Annotated in this window: 14 protein-coding genes and 1 pseudogene; 3 read left to right on the forward strand and 12 right to left on the reverse strand. The window is 31.0% G+C overall.

All coding sequences use genetic code 11. From position 1 onward, the window contains the following. Positions 1-28: 28 nt before the first annotated feature. The 7 genes and pseudogenes from ACFSSB_RS02710 to ACFSSB_RS02740 form a co-directional block, all read right to left on the reverse strand. Positions 29-1,654, reverse strand: coding sequence for an AMP-binding protein (locus tag ACFSSB_RS02710; protein ID WP_379900693.1), 1,626 nt, complete (start codon positions 1,652-1,654; stop codon positions 29-31). 263 nt (positions 1,655-1,917) lie between these two features. Further along, on the reverse strand, positions 1,918-3,396 hold the full coding sequence (locus ACFSSB_RS02715) for a carbon starvation CstA family protein (RefSeq protein ID WP_379900695.1): 1,479 nt from the start codon (positions 3,394-3,396) through the stop codon (positions 1,918-1,920). A 232-nt stretch (positions 3,397-3,628) separates the two neighbouring features. After that, positions 3,629-4,600 (reverse strand): bile acid:sodium symporter family protein, encoded by a 972-nt coding sequence (locus ACFSSB_RS02720; protein ID WP_379900697.1) that lies wholly within the window; start codon positions 4,598-4,600, stop codon positions 3,629-3,631. A gap of 73 nt (positions 4,601-4,673) precedes the next feature. After that, positions 4,674-5,333, reverse strand: a complete 660-nt coding sequence (locus ACFSSB_RS02725; protein ID WP_379900699.1) for a spermine/spermidine synthase domain-containing protein — start codon at positions 5,331-5,333, stop codon at positions 4,674-4,676. Positions 5,334-5,524: 191 nt separating this feature from the next. After that, a complete protein-coding gene (locus ACFSSB_RS02730; protein ID WP_379900701.1) occupies positions 5,525-6,421 on the reverse strand; it encodes a 3-hydroxyacyl-CoA dehydrogenase in 897 nt (298 codons plus the stop codon). A gap of 91 nt (positions 6,422-6,512) precedes the next feature. After that, positions 6,513-7,382 carry a helix-turn-helix domain-containing protein gene (locus ACFSSB_RS02735; RefSeq protein WP_379900703.1) on the reverse strand — a complete coding sequence of 290 codons (870 nt, stop codon included), beginning with the start codon at positions 7,380-7,382 and terminating at the stop codon, positions 6,513-6,515. Between the two features lie 362 nt (positions 7,383-7,744). Next, a pseudogene (locus ACFSSB_RS02740) lies at positions 7,745-9,679 on the reverse strand (oleate hydratase). A gap of 382 nt (positions 9,680-10,061) precedes the next feature. Between ACFSSB_RS02740 and ACFSSB_RS02745 the strand changes: the two are divergent. Next, on the forward strand, positions 10,062-10,751 hold the full coding sequence (locus ACFSSB_RS02745; protein ID WP_379900705.1) for a hypothetical protein: 690 nt from the start codon (positions 10,062-10,064) through the stop codon (positions 10,749-10,751). A gap of 17 nt (positions 10,752-10,768) precedes the next feature. Next, the gene (gene tssD / locus ACFSSB_RS02750) at positions 10,769-11,161 is read left to right on the forward strand and encodes a type VI secretion system tube protein TssD (RefSeq protein WP_379900707.1); all 393 of its coding nucleotides are present in this window, start codon (positions 10,769-10,771) and stop codon (positions 11,159-11,161) included. A 161-nt stretch (positions 11,162-11,322) separates the two neighbouring features. Here tssD and ACFSSB_RS02755 read toward each other — a convergent pair whose 3' ends face one another. After that, a complete protein-coding gene (locus ACFSSB_RS02755; RefSeq protein ID WP_379900710.1) occupies positions 11,323-11,718 on the reverse strand; it encodes a hypothetical protein in 396 nt (131 codons plus the stop codon). Positions 11,719-11,869: 151 nt separating this feature from the next. Here ACFSSB_RS02755 and ACFSSB_RS02760 point away from each other — a divergent pair, with 151 nt between their 5' ends. After that, positions 11,870-12,862 (forward strand): hypothetical protein, encoded by a 993-nt coding sequence (locus ACFSSB_RS02760; RefSeq protein ID WP_379900712.1) that lies wholly within the window; start codon positions 11,870-11,872, stop codon positions 12,860-12,862. A gap of 68 nt (positions 12,863-12,930) precedes the next feature. Here the strand turns inward: ACFSSB_RS02760 and ACFSSB_RS02765 are convergent, their stop codons facing one another. Genes ACFSSB_RS02765 through ACFSSB_RS02780 form a run of 4 tightly spaced genes read right to left on the reverse strand, consistent with a single transcriptional unit; the run spans position 12,931 to position 18,463 of the window. Further along, positions 12,931-13,566 (reverse strand): response regulator, encoded by a 636-nt coding sequence (locus ACFSSB_RS02765; protein WP_379900714.1) that lies wholly within the window; start codon positions 13,564-13,566, stop codon positions 12,931-12,933. A gap of 6 nt (positions 13,567-13,572) precedes the next feature. Further along, positions 13,573-15,540, reverse strand: coding sequence for a tetratricopeptide repeat-containing sensor histidine kinase (locus tag ACFSSB_RS02770; RefSeq protein ID WP_379900716.1), 1,968 nt, complete (start codon positions 15,538-15,540; stop codon positions 13,573-13,575). A gap of 23 nt (positions 15,541-15,563) precedes the next feature. Next, complete coding sequence (locus tag ACFSSB_RS02775) at positions 15,564-17,807, reverse strand: tetratricopeptide repeat protein (protein WP_379900718.1); 2,244 nt, start codon at positions 17,805-17,807, stop codon at positions 15,564-15,566. Continuing rightward, positions 17,804-18,463 carry a DUF1266 domain-containing protein gene (locus ACFSSB_RS02780; protein ID WP_379900720.1) on the reverse strand — a complete coding sequence of 220 codons (660 nt, stop codon included), beginning with the start codon at positions 18,461-18,463 and terminating at the stop codon, positions 17,804-17,806. Before ACFSSB_RS02780 ends, ACFSSB_RS02775 begins: the two co-directional genes overlap by 4 nt. Positions 18,464-18,467 lie beyond the last annotated feature (4 nt).

Raw genomic sequence — 18,467 nt, forward strand, 5'->3', positions numbered from 1 at the left:
CTTTTTTTATTGGGTTGCCTTTGCTAGCTTAACTATTTATGGTTACTATTTCTTTAATAGCTATTTCTCTCATTTCTACTTTTCGTATTTTTCCGGAAACAGTCATAGGAAAATCATTTACAAATTTCCAGTATTTAGGAACTGCATAATGCGCAATTTGATTTTTACAAAAAGCTAATAGTTCTGCTTCTGTACATTGTACATTTTGGTGTAATTTAATCCAAGCCATTATTTCTTCTCCATATTTTTCACTTGGCACACCTATTACTTGTATATCAAGTATTTTAGGATGTGTGTATAGAAATTCTTCAATAGATTTAGGCGAAATATTTTCTCCTCCACGAATAATTAAATCTTTAATTCTACCTGAAATACTTACATAACCTTCGGCATCCATAACTGCTAAATCGCCAGAATGCATCCACCTGGAAGCATCTATTACTTGTTGGGTAGTTTCTGGATTATTCCAATAGCCTAACATTACCGAATAGCCTCGAGTACAAAGCTCTCCTTCTTTACCAATAGGAAGTGTTTTTCCGGTTTCAGGATCTATAATTTTAACCTCTAGATGCTCCATTACTGTTCCTACAGTAGCGACTTGTTTTTTTAAAGGAGCACCAATTTTTGTTTGTAAGGATACAGGAGAGGTTTCTGTCATTCCGTAACAAACGGTTACATCTTTCATATTCATTTCAGACTGTACACGTTTCATAATTTCTTCAGGACAAGTAGCGCCAGCCATAACACCTGTTCGTAAACTAGATAAGTTATAGTCTTTAAAATTATCAAGAGACAATTCTGCAATAAACATAGTTGGTACACCATAAAGTGAGGTGCATTTTTCTTTTTCTACAGCAGATAAGGTTTTTTCTGCATTAAAACTATCATTTGGTATTACCATACATGCACCATGCGAAGTACATGCTAAATTACCTATTACCATACCAAAACAGTGGTAAAATGGTACAGGAATACAAACTCTATCTGCATCTGTATACTCTAAACGTCTTGCAATAAAGTAACCGTTGTTTAATACATTATGGTGGCTTAAAGTAACTCCTTTAGGAAAACCTGTAGTACCAGAAGTGTATTGTATATTGATGGCTTGGTCAAAATCTGTTTTAGCAATAGCTTCTTCTAGTTGTGCATCACTAATAGTATGTCCTTTTTTTAATAAATTTTCCCAATCTGCTGTATCTAGATAGACTGCTTTTTTTAAAGAAATACAATTTTCATCTACTTCTTCTAGCATCTTTTTGTAGGCACTTGTCTTGTATTTTACAGGACAAATAACATACGATATTTCAGATTGATTAATGGCAAATTTTAGTTCGTGTACTCTATACGCAGGATTTAAATTTACTAAAATAGCACCAATTTCTGCGGTTGCGTATTGTACTAAAGTCCACTCATATCTATTAGGAGACCAAATACCAACACGATCTCCAAATTGTACGCCATCTGCAAGAAGCGATTTTGCTAAATGAATAACCTCTTGATAAAATTGTTTATAGGTAGCTCTATAGTTTTGATGTACACTAATTAAGGCGTCATTGTTTGGGTATTTCTCAACTGTTTTTCTTAAGTTTTCACCTATAGTTTCTCCAAGTAAAGGTGCTGTAGAGTTAATAGTAGTATAGGACAATCTTTTCATTTACTAATTATTTAAAAACATATACTATAGATAGATGAGGTTTTATTTTAATAATTAAAATGGTATACTAACTATAGCATTTAAAATTTTGTATACGTAATTGGTATCTGGTTTATTTACCAGATAAGTGTTTGGAGTTGTAATATCTTTCCTTTTGCAATTTACGAGTTTTTAGACTAAACGTATATTGAAATGGAGCAAAATAAATTGCTTTTTTTTAATCTAGAAGTTGTGGTCTTAAAAAAAAATAATTTTTAAAAAGATTAAGCGTTTGTTTGTTCTTTTCTCTTTTTCATTATTATAAAAAATAAAACGGTTACAAGGCAGGTTAGTGCTAAACCTATCCAGTTAGAGGTTTCTACAGCTAAGTTAAAACCAATAGTTGGATCGTAAAAAATGTATGAAAAAATAACCGAAGTAATAAAGAATGCAGGAGCTAAAGCAAGCATATAATACTTTTTGTTTTGGTATAAATACACAGTACCTATCCATAATGCTATAGAAGCTGTTACTTGATTAGACCAAGAAAAATACCTCCATAGTAGCTGAAAATCCATATTAGTAAGAATAAAAGAAATTAAAAACAAAGGGATTGCAACACCAAATCTGTTTTTTAAGGCCTTTTGATCTATTTTTAGGTAATCTGCAATAATCATTCGTGCTGCTCTAAAAGAAGTGTCACCAGAAGTAATAGGTAAAACAATAACACCTAGTACAGCAATAGTACCACCAACAGTACCTAATAGTACCACAGCAATTTTATTAACCACAGCAGCAGGACCTCCATTTGCTAAAAGCGAACTTAGTTCGTCTGTACTTAATAAACTCATGGCAGCAGCAGCCCAAATCATGGCAATAACAGCTTCAAGAATCATCATACCATAAAAAACTTTTCTACCATCTTTTTCATTATCAATAGTACGTGAAATAATAGGAGATTGTGTTGCATGAAAACCAGATAAAGCACCACAAGAAATAGTTAAAAAGATAACAGGATAGTAAGGTGTGTTTTTAGGATGTAAATTTTCTAAGGTTAATTCTGGTAACGGGTTTCCGTACATAAACATACCAATACAAATACCTATAGCACTAACAATTAGTAAAAATCCTAATATTGGATAAATTTTACCTATTATTTTGTCTATTGGTAAAATAGTAGCAATAATATAATATATAAAAATACAGAAAATAATTATTTTTAAAACATTGGTTTCATTACCAATTAGCTCATTAATCATTTTAGCAGGAGCAGTAACAAAAACAGTACCTACTAATACTAAAAGTAATAATGTAAAGAAGTTAACTACGTGGCTAAACGATTTTCCTAAAAATCTAGACGCTAGAGCAGGTAAGTGTGCACCTCCATATCTAATAGAAATCATACCAGTAAGATAATCATGCACTCCACCAGCAAATATAGACCCAAAGACAATCCATAAAAAAGCCGAAGGACCATATAAAGCACCTAGAATTGGACCAAATATTGGTCCAACACCTGCAATATTTAATATTTGAATAAAAGCGTTTCTATTGCTATTCATAGGAACAAAATCAACACCATCTGATAAAGAATGCGCAGGAGTTGTTTTGTTGGCGTCAGACTTGAAGGTCTTATCTACAAATTTTCCGTATGTAAGATATCCAATAAGTAATAAAATTAAAGCGGTTATAAAAGTAATCATAATTGCTATTTTGTTGGAGCTATAAATATTACCACCTAGTTTTCTAAGCTTAGATTTCATTTTTTAAACAGGAACAGACTTATAGTATTGTACCTATTTAGAAATACTATTTTTTACATTGTTGAAAACCGTTTGTGTGGTAAATGAAGGCGCAAATGTACAAAAGTTTAAGAATGTATTTTTGTTAAAATACATATTTGACCTATGCTGTAAGTAATTACTTATTTATTAGAAATGTGTTAAAATATGTTCTCTAGAAGCTATCTTTTTGTTGCTTAAAGCTTTAATGAAATTAGGTAGTGTGATTTCTACGACTCCACTTAGAAGCCACCATACTAATAATTAAAATTTGTGTAGCATGAAATAGCATAATAGGTAAGAGAATAATACCTATAGTTGCCATGTTTCCGAAGATTATTTTAGAAAAAACAGTTCCGTGAACTAGTGATTTTTTGGTACCACAAAACTGTGCTGTAATTTGGTCTTCTATATTAAATTGCATCTTCTTTGCTAAAAAGCCTATAAGATAAAACAGGATGCTAAATAAGATTAAAACCGAAACAAAGAGTAGTAGTAGATCTAAAATAGAAACCGAACTAAATATGTTGTCATTAAACGAATTAGCAAAACTTTTATAAATGATTAATAGAATAATAGATTTATCAAACAAGGTTAATTTTTTGCTGTTTTTTAGGGCAAGTGCTCCAAAATAACGCTGTAAAACAACACCAAACAGAACAGGCAAAATGATTTGTACAATAAGTTTTATATAGATATCTACAAAATTAAAATCGGCTTGCGGATTTTTAACAAATAAACCCATCCATAATGGTGTAAGAACTATACCAATAATACCAGAAATACTAGCATTAAATATTGCTGCAGGAATATTGCCTTTTGCAATAGAAACCATTACTACAGATGAAGAAACAGTTGAAGGCAATGCTGCCAAGAAAAAAAATGCCAGCCAGATAATTTCTTGTTCTTTATTTTGAATAAAGGGTTGAAACACCAAAACCAACAAAGGAAATATTAAAAAGGTAGACGTTTGTATTAAAAGGTGTAGTTTCCAGTTTTTAATACCTTCTTTTAGTTTTGAAGGACTCAATTTTAATCCGTAAAAAAAGAATATCAACGAAATACCTATACTGCTAATTGTATCTATAGGAATTTTACTTTCAGCAGTTCCCCATTGCGGAAAAATATAGGCTAAGCCAATTACTATTAAAATAGATAGAACAAACTTATCAATCTTTATTTTCATAATAATATTCTTTGTTTAGAATGGCTAAAATAAAGATTTGTAAACTTGATGTCTAATAAATTGAACTTCCTTTTTAGTGGTCACTAATTTTTTTACCAATAAGAACGTTGTTTGATTTTTCAATATTTTTAAGGAATGAAGTTTCAAAATAAGGAGATTTTTCAAAAAAACCAATGACCTCATTTGTTTGCTCAGACATTTTTCCTTTTATGCCTAGATTAAAAATGAAATATCCATTCTTGTTAATTAGTTTGGCAACGTTTTCACAAAAAACAGAAGAGTAAAATTGACTAGGAACCTTGTTATTGATAAATAAATCAATGATTATTAAGTCTTGTTTTTTCTTGCTTTCTTGAACAAATTTATAGGCATCATATTTGCTTATGGTTAAATTTTGAGAAGAAGCAATATTAAAATCGTTTTTGGCAATAGATATCATTTTATCGTCAATTTCTACAGCATGAATATGTTCTTTAAATCCAAACTTTTCGCGTAAAGAATAAATAACGCTTCCACCTCCTAATCCTAATAATAAAACATGTTTCAGGTCTTTTAATTCAATTTTATTAAGAGCATATTCAAGAATTTTTTGAAGCGAACCATACGAGTAATTAGCATCTTTAGTATTAAGCATTTTTTTGCCGTTGTAATAGATTATTTCTAATTTTCCATTGGTTTCAGAATCAAAAGTATTACAGGTTAGAGGCCATATATAGCTTAAGCGTTTTTTCATGGTACAGAGTATCGTGTACTTATATATTTAATTACAGTGTGTTTTTAAAGAACAATAAGTAGTAGTAGAATTTTTTTAAATTAATGTTGCTATGTTGCGCAATATTAGTTGTTGATTAAAAAAGCGGCTAAAAGCAATAGGTAACTTGAGCTTTTTCACCGCTTAACATACACACTAAGAAAATTATGTTTTTAATTCAAGAAATCAGGATCTTTGTAAGCAGGATTTGGATATTTATAAAAACCTTCTCCAGTAGAAACGCCTAATTTATTTTTATCAATAAAATTTTCTTTTAAGTATTTTATTGTTTTTATAGCATCTGGATTCTTTGTTTTTTCTGCAGAGAGTTTATAAATATTATATGCTGTTGTTATACCAACTGTATCTAAAATAGCAATAGGACCAATTGGTGCTCCTGTAGCTTTCATCCATGTTTTATCAATGGTTTCAGGTTCTGCAACGCCTTTTATAAGTAACTCTAAACCTGCACGTAATAAAGGCACTAATAAGGTGTTTAATATATAGCCAGGCTGTTCTTTGTGTAGAGGTAAGGCTAGCATACCTATAGCTTTAGCAAATGCTACTACATCATCAAATACTTTGGTATCTGTTGTTGGGTGTCCCATGATTTCTGCAGTATTATGTTTCCAAATATTATTTGCAAAATGCAAAGCTAAAAATTGAGAAGGTCTTCCTGTAGCATGAGCAAACTGGCTTGGTAAAAGCGTAGACGAGTTTGTTACAAAAATGGTTTTTTCTGGAGCTACTTTAGCTAGTTTTTTGTAAAAATCAATTTTAATTGTTGGGTTTTCAGGAACAGCCTCAATCATTAAATCTGCATCTTTAACAGATGCCTTTAAGTCTGAAGTATAATTTAAATTTTTAAAGGTTTTATCTAGTTGTTCTGGAGTAGCATTTAAATCTGTTTGAAAAGCTTCAGACAATTCAGCAAATTTAGCCTTTGCTTTTTCAAGAACTTCGTCATTTATATCATAAACCGTTACGTTAAATCCGTGAAAAGCAGTTTGAAAAGCAATTTGGTATCCTAAAACTCCGCTTCCTGCTACAGTTACATTTTTATAGGCCATTTTATTCCGTTTTTTTGTTTATTAACAAAGTTAACGATACCTATAGGTTAAACACTATCCTTAAACTCAGTATTTGTGTCCTTAAATTTTACTATAACAAGTGTTCTTTTAATCTGTAGCTAGTAGGAGAAATAGAAGTGTGTTTTTTAAAAAATCTGCCAAATGCAGATACCGAATTAAACTGTAGTTTAAAAGATATTTCAGAAACACTCAAACTTGTGTTACCTAATAAAGTATAGGCTTCTTTTAATAGCATTTCATCTATAATTTCATGTGGTGTTTTTCCGCTAGATTTTTTAACAATTTCTATTAAATATTTATTAGAAATATTCAGTTTTTTAGCATAAAAATCAACAGATTTATGTTCTAAAATATTCTTAGTAATAAGCTCTTTAAATTTTAAAAATAAACCTGGAATAGGATTATTTGTTTCTGTTTTTATTAAATGATTTACCTCTGTTATTTCAGCAATCTCTAAAAGGATGTTGAAGATAATCGTTCGAATAATTTCATCTGTAAATTTGCTGTTTTTTGCAGATTTAGTTTTGAGGTATTTAAATAAGTTAATTAGGTTTTTTATTGCTGAAGCATCTGTATTAATTAAAGAATAGTTACCATTTTGAAAGCTCATGATTTTTTCAATAATAAATGGATCACTAACATTTTTTAGTAAGAAATTAGTCTCGAAAAGTAACAGGTTTAGTTTAAAGTTTTTAGATACTTTTTTAATAGAAAATGTAGTGGAAGGAGCAGCAATAAGAATGTTGTTTTTGGCAATAGTATATTCTTGGTTGTCTACTTCAATTGTGATTTTACCATGTGTACAGATCAATAAGGTATAAAAATCTATTCGGAATGGCTTTTCTATCACTTCTAGAACATCACTTGCAATAGCAATGTAATAAGGATGATTACATGCAATATTATAAAGAGAAAGTATCTGTTTTAAGTTGGTGTACAAGTAAATCTTTTTAAAGAGTGCTACTATAATTATTTTGGGAAGTTAAGTGCTTTTTTTGTGATTAGCAACACCATTTTTTATCTGTTATATATTCCTCTTAATTTGTGTCTTGTTAGTAGATGTTTTTCTTTTAATTTTCTTCTAGTTTTCGGTTTGTATATTTTTCGGTTCTTAATGGTGTTTTGTAAAATGGTGGTAAGAAAATGGAGTAAATACACTTTTTGGTTATGCTATAAAAAAACTACTTGCAAATATCATTTTCTAGATTTATGAGAAGAAAATGAATTTGCAAGCAGTGACTATATACTTGTATTTTTATTTAGGAGTTTAACTTAATAGGAGGGATGTTTTTATAACTCCTTTTATTTATTTACTAACCATCCTTGAATTTTATGAAATTGTTCTTGAAAGAAAGATTCGTGTTCTTCTTCTAATGTTTCGCCTTCAGGTAAGATATGCTCGAAATAACTGTCTTTTAAAAATTTTCTTAATATACCTTCTCCAGGAATTGGTTTGTAATCGTTTAATGATTTGATAGCCTTTAATAACTGTCTGATGTCATATTGTAAAGGAATAATATCAGGCACTTGTTTGTTTAAGTTTAGTAATTTGTAAACAGCAATACGTGCTGTTCTTATAGAGCTATCCATAGTAAAAACAATATCATTATTGGTTTCTACAAATTGTCCGACCAAACCTAAATTTTTACAACCTTCAGGAACTACATGTGGTCTGTCTCCTTTTGCTCTAGGCATAAACATAGAGGTAATGTATGGCATAAATGCAGTATGAACAATAGTGTTTTCTGTAACATCTTTAATTTGGTCAACAATACCTAAGTGGTAGCAAAGCTCTGTTACTATTTCGTTACCTGTACATTGTGGCATTGTTTTTTTAATGTAATTACCTTCTTTATCCATGTATAGTGAATACACCCAAAGTACTAAAACATCATCGGGTTGGTTAGGGTAGTGTGGCTGACGGTTACAAGTAAAACTCATTAATCAGTTAGAATCTGTAATGGTTATAATACCTCCAGTTGCTGTTTTTCCGGAATAAGGATCGTTTACTGTATATTCTTTTAATTTTTTAGTTAATGCAGATGGTTTACAAGTTAATGTTGCAGATTCCCAAGAAGATTTTTCAATATTACCACAGAATTTTTCAGGATTACCAAAAATCTCAGATTTTGAAGCTAGATTTTTCCAAAGTTTCCAACCTGCACTTTTTCCGCTTGTATTATTATCTAATTTTATAATTGGAGCCGTTTTATTTGTTCCGTAAAATGTATCTTCTGTCATAGATCCAGTAGTTACAATCACAAAGTCGTCTTTTTCTATAGGAATTTTTACTTCTTTTCCATCTTGTTCGGTAATGATGCTCTCCACTATTTTACCTTCAGTATTGCTGTGAATGTTTAAATCTTTTACCAAGGTATTCAGTTTAATTTCTACACCTTTTGATTCTAAATGTTTTCGTAATGGAGTAACAAATGTGTCGTATTGGTTGTATTTAGGAAAAACCAAGCAAGAGAAATCTTTCATTCCGTCTATAGCGTGAAGAAAACGATGCATGTATAGTTTGCATTCTAATAGGCTATGCCAATTTTCAAAAGCAAACATGGTGCGCCAAAAGAACCAAAAATTACTATCTAAAAATTCTTTGCTAAAATAATCTTCAATTGTTAAATCGTCTAAATCTTCTTTTTTCTTTAGTAATAATTTAGCAATGGCTAATTGGTCTTTTTTTTCTAAACCGAATTTGCTAAAATCTTTAATTTCTCCTTGGTTGTGAATTAATCGTGCTTTAGAATAATTAGGGTCGTTATCATTTATTAATCGATATTCATCTAATACGCTGTAGGGTTCAGGAAGTTCTTTGGCAGGAATATCTTGAAACATATCCCAAAGGTTTTCATAGGTCATATCCATTTCTCTTCCTCCTCGAATAATGTAACCTTCTTCTGCATTTCCCGCTCCATCTAAAGAGCCACCATCAATTTGTAATTGGTCTAAAAAAACGATGTTTTTTCCAGGGATTTTTCCATCGCGTATAAAATAATATGCAGCAGACATTCCTGCAATACCAGTACCTACAATATATATTTTGCTGTTTTGGTAAGATTTGGGAGGAATACCAATATTTCTTTGATAATTTCCTATTTGGTCAGAAAAAGGCATTGATTTTTGCTTCGTGTTCAATTGCACTTCTTTGCTAGAATCTGGCTCATGATTTACGTTTCCGTATTCTTTTGAATTCGATAAAAAAGAATCGAATTTTTCTGTTATCTTTTTCATTTTAGACGTGTTTGATTACTAGATAACAAAGGTAGTTTTATGCTTAAATTGGGCTGTGTCCCCAAATTCAGTATTTCTATACTTAATTTTTAAGAGCGTTAAATTTTACTTTATACTGCTTGATTTTAATCTGTGATTGTTATACTGTTTTTAAGAATTTAATCTAATTTTTTAATTAATACCAGCATATTTGTACAACTAATTTCATAATTACAAATGGAATGTAAAAAACGTTTGATATGTGTAGTGTGCATATTTCTAATTGTTTAGGTGGTGTTTGTTTCTTTTTGGTGGTCATCGATAGTATTATAATATCCCTGAATACAGTTAGAAAAACATGTGTTTAAATAATCAATTTTGTAAAGAATAAAAACGTACAATTATGGATTTTAAAACAATGTTACAATTACCTGTATTAGATACAAATACAGTGATAAATATACTTCAAGAAATTGCAGATATAGAGCGCCATGAAGAACGCCCTAAAATGCCACAAGTTACAATAAGTACACATGCTGATAATGCTTCTGGTTTTTTTGTTAATTACGATTCAGAAAAGAAAACTATTTTGTTGTGTGATATGTATGATCGTAAAGCTCAATTTATATATATAGAATCTCATGCTATTTCTTCTATATCTTTAAGAAATGTAGATAAATATGGATATTTATTATCAGATGGAAACATTCCTTTTGTTCCAGAAGATGATGAAATACCTACTGTACTTCAGCTTAAAAAAGACATAAAAGCATTAGAAGAAGTATTACAAGTTAGTTTAGAAAAAGAGATTTCACTAACATTTAAATATGAAGGTACTCTAGAAAATTTAGATAAGTTTTATGCTTCTAAAGTGATAAAATTATTACAAAAAACATTTTCTAATGTGGCAGCAGACTCTTTAGCAAAATCAGCCTTTACAGAAGCTGTATCTGCAGTAAATTTTAGCTTAGGTAGTGATAATACATCAGCTTTTGAAAACGGAGAACTTACTGTTACAGTAAATACTACTAAAGGTTTAAAAAGCTTTCCTAAAGCCAATCAATTACAAGAACAAATCGAAAAATTTTTATAATTCTTAATTAAAATAATATGCAAGATAATAATGTAGTAAGCCGAATAGAGTTAGTTATTAAAAAAGATAATAACACAAAACAAACGTTAGTGTTAAGTCAGTGTGATTACAGTTTTAACAATGATTTTTATGCAGAAGAACGCAAACCAATAGATGTAAATTTCTCAGGAACTACTAAAATGGTAAACGATCCGTTATTTATTGAGTGGATTTCTAACCAGCCAGGAGATTGGTCGGGAATTGCAAAAGTGTATCACAGAGATCAAAAAGCGGCTTCAATTTCTTTAGAGTTTGATAAAGCGACCGTTGTAAGTTTTAGTCAATCGTTTTCAGAGTACAATGCTCATAGTGATGCGTATTTTAGCTTAATACTTAAAGGTGTGACCTTCAATGCTGTAAAATTGAACTAATTTAGTGTAACCTCTTAAATTTAAAACCTTTAAATGTGATGTTTAAAGGTTTTTTTTAGTTGAATTTTGAACTAATAATTCAAGGCATAAAAAAAAGGAAACCTATTACTGTTTCCTTTTTTTTATGATGTAGAATGCGTAGTAGGTGCAATTCAGGTGTATTATAAATTATTTTCTAAAAATTCACGAAAAGTTAAATCTATAAAATAACCACTGTGGTGTCCTCCCCAACAAGCTGTTAAAGAAAATACACCATCTTCTAATTTTAATTCTTTTTTATCTTCGGCACCTTCATTTGGTATGCAAAAAACTTCTATAGAATTTACACTTTCTTGCATAGCTTCTTTTCCCATATCATCTTTACAAACTTCTTTTATCCCATCTGTTAGGCGTTGTAAACATACACTTGGTACAAATTTTATATAATCAAATTCAAAAGTATCCCAATTAATGTTAATAGGAATTTGTTTACCTACAATATCATTAATTTCTTTTTGATAATTGGCTAAATATTGATCTTCTATTGATTTTGCAGCTCTTTTTTCTTTTAATCCCATGATTGATATTTTAATATTATTTATATAAATCAAAGGTATTAGAAGTATTTACAGGGGAAGCAACCTCTTTAAGGGAAACTATAAACTCACGGAATTCAGTGAGGGCTTAGCTTGTATATTACGCTACATTTATGGTATATATTAGAGTATTATGAAAATTACAATTTTATCCATCATTTGCATTTTAATAGCACTGCTTATTGTTAAAGGCTGTGCCAATTATATAGGAATACCTAAAAAAAAAGCAAAACAAAATTTAGAAGAATATCTACAGAAAAAATATGATGGAAAACTAGTATTTAGCGATTTAACACTATTTTTTAACGCTGCTACAATGGACCCAAATATGTATGGTGTACTTATTTATGACAAGGAAATTCCTGAAATTGCATTTTATACCCATTTAAATTTAAAGCATATATTAGAAAACGACACCTTACCAATGTATCCTATTTCTGATAACATGACTGTGGATAATTTATATCAAGATGCTTTAAAACGTTATGAAACCCGACAAGCTGTTAGAGCTGATTTTAAAAACGAAATTCCTGAAATAACATTTTCTACAGAAGCCATTCATTTAGATTTTAAGCGTGATGTAAAATCAGAAGTTCTAGACGATGTGGTTACACGTTTTATAGATCGATTAAATCAACATTATGATGTCTTAAACACAGGATATCAATTTCGTTTATTGATTAAAACGAGTAGTCATCGGGATGGTTTTATTGTAATTCCGTTAGATATTGAAGATAGTAAAAGAGTTCAGAATCCTATGGTATTATCCGAAAAAGCAAAGGGGTTTGAAAATTTAAAATCTATGATTTTAAAAAATATACATGTTAAATTAGCAGCATCGTATCCATATTTTAAAGCTACTGAAAACAGGAAAATTTATATGGATAAATCGACGTTGTCTAGAGGTGCTTGGATTCAATATTTAGAGGATAAACGAATTACAAATAACGGTAAAGGTAAATGGAGAAACCCGCAAACTGGAATTTATGTGGTGTATTTTGATTTAGACACCCAATTTATTTATCATGGAGAGTTATTAACCGATGAAAATGATACCACGTCTTACTCAGAAGAACTAAAACAAATTATAAGTACTATAGAAGCTGAAGGCATAAGAACGAAATAAAGAATTTCATCTTTTAAATTTTAGATAATAAAAAAGAGACCTTAATATTTTAAAGTCTCTTTTTTTTATTAATCAAATAAACCAGATTCAATGGCGTATTTTACAGCGCCAGTGGTGGTTTTAGAACCTGTTTTTAGCAGAATATTTTTTCTATGTGTTTCTACTGTGTTTACTGAAATAAACAGCTTTTCTGATATTTCTTTAGAAGTGAGCTCATCGCCTAAAAGTTTTAAAACTTCCTTTTCACGTGGCGACAACTCAATGTTTTTATATTTTTTACGCTCAAAAACACTCTCCATATAACGTTGTTTAATAATTTCAGAAAAATATTGTTCGTTACCTAAAACCGTTCTAACTGCTTTTTGTAATTCTTCCTTACTCGTAAATTTTGGCACGAAACCATCGGCTCCTTTTTGAATTACTTTATGTACCGTTCTATGATTGTCTAACATACTCAACATAATGATTTTTACACCACTATGCTTCTTTTTAATTTCTGTAAGTAGCTCAATGCCATCCATTTTTGGCATACTAATGTCACTTATAATTAAATCAATATTAAATTGATTGAGTAATCTAATCACTTGCTTTCCTTCGGTAGCTAAATGTACTTCGCCTATTTCTTCCATGTCGCTTAATATGGTGTTTATACCTTCAAGAAACATTAAGTGATCGTCTGCTATTATTATGTTTGTTTTCTTCATAATGTGTTAGTTTATTGGAATATCTATAGTTATTGAGGTACCATGCCCAGGACTGCTATCAATCTCTAAAGTACCTTTTAACTTTTGTAAACGTTCTTTAATATTTCGGAGTCCTATTCCTTGTTTTTTGTTTTTTTGAAACCCTTTACCATCATCATTGATTACAATATTTAAATGATCTGTATGTTTGGTAAGCTGTACATCTACTTTCTTGGCTTCAGCATGTTTTAAAATATTATTAATTAATTCTTGAACAATACGATAAGCGTCTGCCAAAAGTTCATCAGGTAACTTATCAATGTCTTCTTCAGGAAAGAAAAAGGTTTGAATTTTTAGGTCTGATTTTTTACTGATTTGATCCACAAAATCACCTAAGAAACTAGTAAATCCTATTTTTGAAAATGGTAATGGATGTAATTGATGAGACAGACTACGTACATCAACGCAGGCATTATCAATAGCTGTTGCAATACGTTTAGATTGTGCATCTTCTTTGTATTGTTCTGTATAATGTTCAAAAGCTATTTTTATGCTTGCTAAATCACTACCAATACCATCGTGAATTTCTCGAGCTAATCGAGATCGTTCTTCATCTTGTCCTTCTTGATAACGCTCAATCACAGATAATTTGTGGTCTTTCATCATCTCAGAAATTTTCTGTTTGGCATTTTTTTCCTGTTGAAAACTTAATTCCTTTTGAATACGTAAACGCTTCACATAAGAAAGTCTAAGAATTATTAAAATGGTGAATACCAAAATGAAACCAGCAATTAAGGCATTTCTTATTAATCGCTGACGTTTTACTGTAAGTTCTACTTTTTGTAATTCGGCTTCACTTAATTTTTGTTCTTTTTCTAACAGTTGAATTCGGGCTTCTTTTAACTCTGTTTCATAACGTTCTTGTATTTTAACAACGTATTTTTCTTTGTCTATAGAATTTTGATTAGCCACACTTGTGACTCCTTTTTGATAGAATTCTAATGCCTTTTTATAATTGTTTTCTTTTTGGTAAAGTTGTGCTAAGTTTTTATAAATGTCAGATTTGTAATGTAATAAAGACTGTTTTTCACCAATAGCTAATGCACGTTGAAAGTAATTTATGGCAGATTTGGTATGACCTAATTTGGTTTCGCATAATCCTAAATCATTCAATACAATAGCTATATCTGAGTTAAATTTTAATTCTTCTAAAAGGGCCAATGTTTTCTTTAGAGTTACTACTGCTTCTTCGCATTTTTCTTCTAGTACTAACATTTGCGACAGGTTAATATTTACGTAGGCTACAACCGCTTTATTGCCTTCTTTTAATCTGTAACCTAAAACCGTTTGGTAATGTTTGCGAGCCTGGTCAAATTTACCTTGTTCTTTCATGATATTGGCAAAATTGAATAGAGTAGTAAGCACACCATCATCATCACCAATGGCTCTATACAAATTAGCAGCACGATCTAAGTTTTCAGCAGATTTTTTATAGTCTTTTTGAAGCAGATATAATGTGGCTATATTTTGATAAGCGTTAGCTTCTTGCGCTTGATTATTTGTTAGTCGTGAATAACTCAAGCATTCCATGAAATTATCTATAGATTTTGGGTATTCGCCTAAACTTTTATAAGCAGAAGCCAATATGTTATAGCAAGCAGCTAAGCCTTTTTTTATGTTTGATTCTTTAAGAAGTGTAATGGTTTCATTGGTATACTTTATGGTGCTTTTATAATCGCCTGTAATATTGCCTAAATTTCCTAAAGCATATAGAGCTCTTGCTTCTTGAATTTTTAAATCTAAACGTCTGCATTCTTCAAGCCAAAGCAATGCGGCATTTTTTGCTTCTTGCGGTTTGGTATTAACATGCTCTGCATATACGTTTGAAAGCGAGTCTATTTTAGCTGTGCTATCTAGATCTTGAGAAAAAGACGACATAGTTGATCCTAAAATAAGGATAATAGCAACAATAAAAGGAGTAGTAAATAGCTTCATTAAATCATGTAAAATTAATACCTTTAAGTGAAATAAGCATCTCTTATTTTCGTTTTCACGGCTTTTAACATTTTTGAATGCGCTTCGTCAAAGTCCTCATCACGTTGAGAAAGCTCTTCTAATATATTATGAAGTAAAAAATCATCCGATGCAAAATGGGTTTTTATATGTGTTAAATGGTCATGTAAGGCCTGAACTGAAGGTTGGTCTTTACTTAAAAACATAGCACTGTATTTGGTAAATCCGTCTACATCTTCTAATTGTTGAGCGAGTAATTTACGGCTTCTCAACATCATATTAAATTCGTCCCTCGGAAAATCAAAAAAGGTGTAATCGGGATAACTTTGAATCGAATGCTGAAGTGTTTCTAAGGCTTTTTTTGGTTCATTTTCATCATTATAAAAACTGTATAACTTAAAAAATGTTTTATAATCGCTTGCTTCTGGAGCTTGTTCTTTTGCGGTTTTGTAAGCTGATAAAGCTTCTGAATTATCAAAACTATCTTCGGCACAACTCGCTACCATTTTAAGGTAAAAGGCTTTGTTAGTGGCCATATGTGCAGCTTGACTAAGATTCCCGATGGCAGCATCAAAATTATTTAAAATCCAGTGGATTAATCCATTATTTCTAAACTCAATAAACGTAGTTGGGTTTTTAACCAAATTGTCTTCAGAGGCTGGAGCTAAATCATCAGGTTTTGGTAGGTAATCATAATAACAAATCCATTTAAAAACAGGATACAATTCTGGTGCTAATTGCCCTTGTTCGTGATTATAAATGGCGTATTTATGGCATTCTTTATAATCGTTCATTTCTAAAAGCGCTTCCACACATAAATTCATAGTGCTGCAGTAATTTATATCGCCAATCTTATAATAGTTGATTTCAGATTGCATATCTTCAAAAAACGCTGTGTAGTTTTGGTTATTCATATGAACAACCATCCTTAAGTTATACAACCAAGGCGCGTAAGAATGTGATGGTAACGGAAAATCTTCTAAGGCTTCATTTAAAACAACGAGCGCTTCATCAAAACGGGAAAATTTCACCAAAGCACGTGCTTTAAAAAATAAGGTTTTAAGCGTTGCAGGCTGTCTTCTATGAAATTGTTCCACAATATCTAAAATCCCTTGCCAGCTTTCTATACGGCTATTCACTTCTAGTAAATAAAATAGATACTCACTCATTCTAAGGCCGTTTCTAAAGGCTTCGTGATATGCTTCTCCGGTTTGCTTGTAATTTTTAACAAAGAAAAAAGCGCGGGCTTTTAAAACGAATAGGTTCGGGTTTTTAGGATTTAAGGTTAAGCCTTGTTGTACACATTGATTTAAAACATTTCTGTCTTTAGTGTGATAGTAAGCAGAATCGCCATAGCGTAAGTAATAATGCTGTGCCAATTGCCATCCCGAGTTTGCAAAATCTTGCATATAGATTTTAAACTCTTCAAAATTACTATAGTCTTCTTCTGGTAACTGTGGCTCGCCAGGGTATTTTATAATTTGAGCCACCATATCATACCTCATAAACGATTGAAAATAATCAACCAACAACATTCGGGTTCTATCGGTAATCTCTAAATGTTTCCATTCAGAATTCCACAAAGCTTTATTGTCTATAGATTTGTTTTCCCACATTGCCACGTGCATATTGGCTAAGGTTTGGCTGGGTAAATCTAAACGCTCATCGAGTTGTAAACCTTTTAAAACGGATTTATTATGCGTTGCCGAAGCTAAATCTAACAATTCATTACAATCTGCCTCTTCATCAGAATCGCAAATGTGTTCTAATTGCGCAGCTTGGATATCCCAAAGTAAAAAACGAGCTTCTGTTAAGGCTGGATAGCACTCTAAAAGGTACTTTAAAACCAAAATGGCGTCTTGGTAGCGTTTTTCATTTTGCAATTTAAAAGCATAATGCAATTGTATGGTATCGTTATACGGATAGCGAACTAAAGCATCCTCGTAGACACTTTGCTCACATTCATCGTAAAAGCTACAGACGTATTCAAAATCTGATGCTTGTACTTGTCCGTTATCGATTAAAGCTTGTAAATACGACTTTAAGACCGGCATATTCATCTCTTCGTATACGCCTAAATACAGCATATAAATGCGGTAGTATCTTGCAAAATCTTCGGGTTCACTTAGTAAGGTTACATATTCTTGAATATCATCAATTACCGACTTTAAGGCCTGATACTGATTATTTTTATAATGCGTTTCTGCACGCTCTATGTAGCTGATGATGTCGTTTGATGATATAATCATTTGTTCCAGTTTTTAAACCAATCGGCGTGTTCAATATGTAAGCGTTGATAGTGGTCCCATAAGGTGGTCATATTAGGAAATGCACTAACGTCTTGTTCTGTAGCGCCTAAAATAAATTCATCTCCTATACACACATTTCTATGAAATTCTCCCCAACTTGAAAATGTAGATTTTACGGTGGCATTGACTTCTTCTAAGCGTAAAATTATTTCTTCGGTAGTGATAAAACCTAAGACCAAGCCTAAGCGCATTTGAAAAATAGACATCGCCATTTCATACCCCGTTAGTTTTTGTTTTTTTAAACTAAAACGGTATTTCCACACCATTTTGTAGGTGTTTTGTGTTTGCGGGTTATTTAACGCTTGGTATTTGGCTTCAAACGTTTTTGTGGTATCTCTTCTAAATTCAGAAGCTAATTTTTCAAAAGCTTGAGAGACCATTAATCCGCTTTCGTAACGCATTAAACTATTGCGCAAATGTAAGCCTGATTTTATACCTAAAATGGTCAATAATCTTTCGGCTTGCTTCACGTGCATTTTATCGTCTAAGTTAAAGCCTGACCAACTGCTTAAGTTGGCTTGCTTATGATTTTTCTTTAAAATCAAGGCCGATAAATTTAATTGGTCTTGAATTTCGGGTGTGATATCTTGTGTCATTATG

The sequence above is a fragment of the Lacinutrix gracilariae genome, from assembly GCF_042684485.1.
Taxonomy (GTDB): domain Bacteria; phylum Bacteroidota; class Bacteroidia; order Flavobacteriales; family Flavobacteriaceae; genus Oceanihabitans; species Oceanihabitans gracilariae.

Coding starts and splice junctions, on each gene's coding strand:
- ACFSSB_RS02710 (WP_379900693.1), bottom strand. CDS start 1,654: ATGAAAAGATTGTCCTATACTACTATTAACTCTACAGCACCTTTACTT.
- ACFSSB_RS02715 (WP_379900695.1), bottom strand. CDS start 3,396: ATGAAATCTAAGCTTAGAAAACTAGGTGGTAATATTTATAGCTCCAAC.
- ACFSSB_RS02720 (WP_379900697.1), bottom strand. CDS start 4,600: ATGAAAATAAAGATTGATAAGTTTGTTCTATCTATTTTAATAGTAATT.
- ACFSSB_RS02725 (WP_379900699.1), bottom strand. CDS start 5,333: ATGAAAAAACGCTTAAGCTATATATGGCCTCTAACCTGTAATACTTTT.
- ACFSSB_RS02730 (WP_379900701.1), bottom strand. CDS start 6,421: ATGGCCTATAAAAATGTAACTGTAGCAGGAAGCGGAGTTTTAGGATAC.
- ACFSSB_RS02745 (WP_379900705.1), top strand. CDS start 10,062: ATGGATTTTAAAACAATGTTACAATTACCTGTATTAGATACAAATACA.
- tssD (WP_379900707.1), top strand. CDS start 10,769: ATGCAAGATAATAATGTAGTAAGCCGAATAGAGTTAGTTATTAAAAAA.
- ACFSSB_RS02755 (WP_379900710.1), bottom strand. CDS start 11,718: ATGGGATTAAAAGAAAAAAGAGCTGCAAAATCAATAGAAGATCAATAT.
- ACFSSB_RS02760 (WP_379900712.1), top strand. CDS start 11,870: ATGAAAATTACAATTTTATCCATCATTTGCATTTTAATAGCACTGCTT.
- ACFSSB_RS02765 (WP_379900714.1), bottom strand. CDS start 13,566: ATGAAGAAAACAAACATAATAATAGCAGACGATCACTTAATGTTTCTT.
- ACFSSB_RS02770 (WP_379900716.1), bottom strand. CDS start 15,540: ATGAAGCTATTTACTACTCCTTTTATTGTTGCTATTATCCTTATTTTA.
- ACFSSB_RS02775 (WP_379900718.1), bottom strand. CDS start 17,807: ATGATTATATCATCAAACGACATCATCAGCTACATAGAGCGTGCAGAA.
- ACFSSB_RS02780 (WP_379900720.1), bottom strand. CDS start 18,463: ATGACACAAGATATCACACCCGAAATTCAAGACCAATTAAATTTATCG.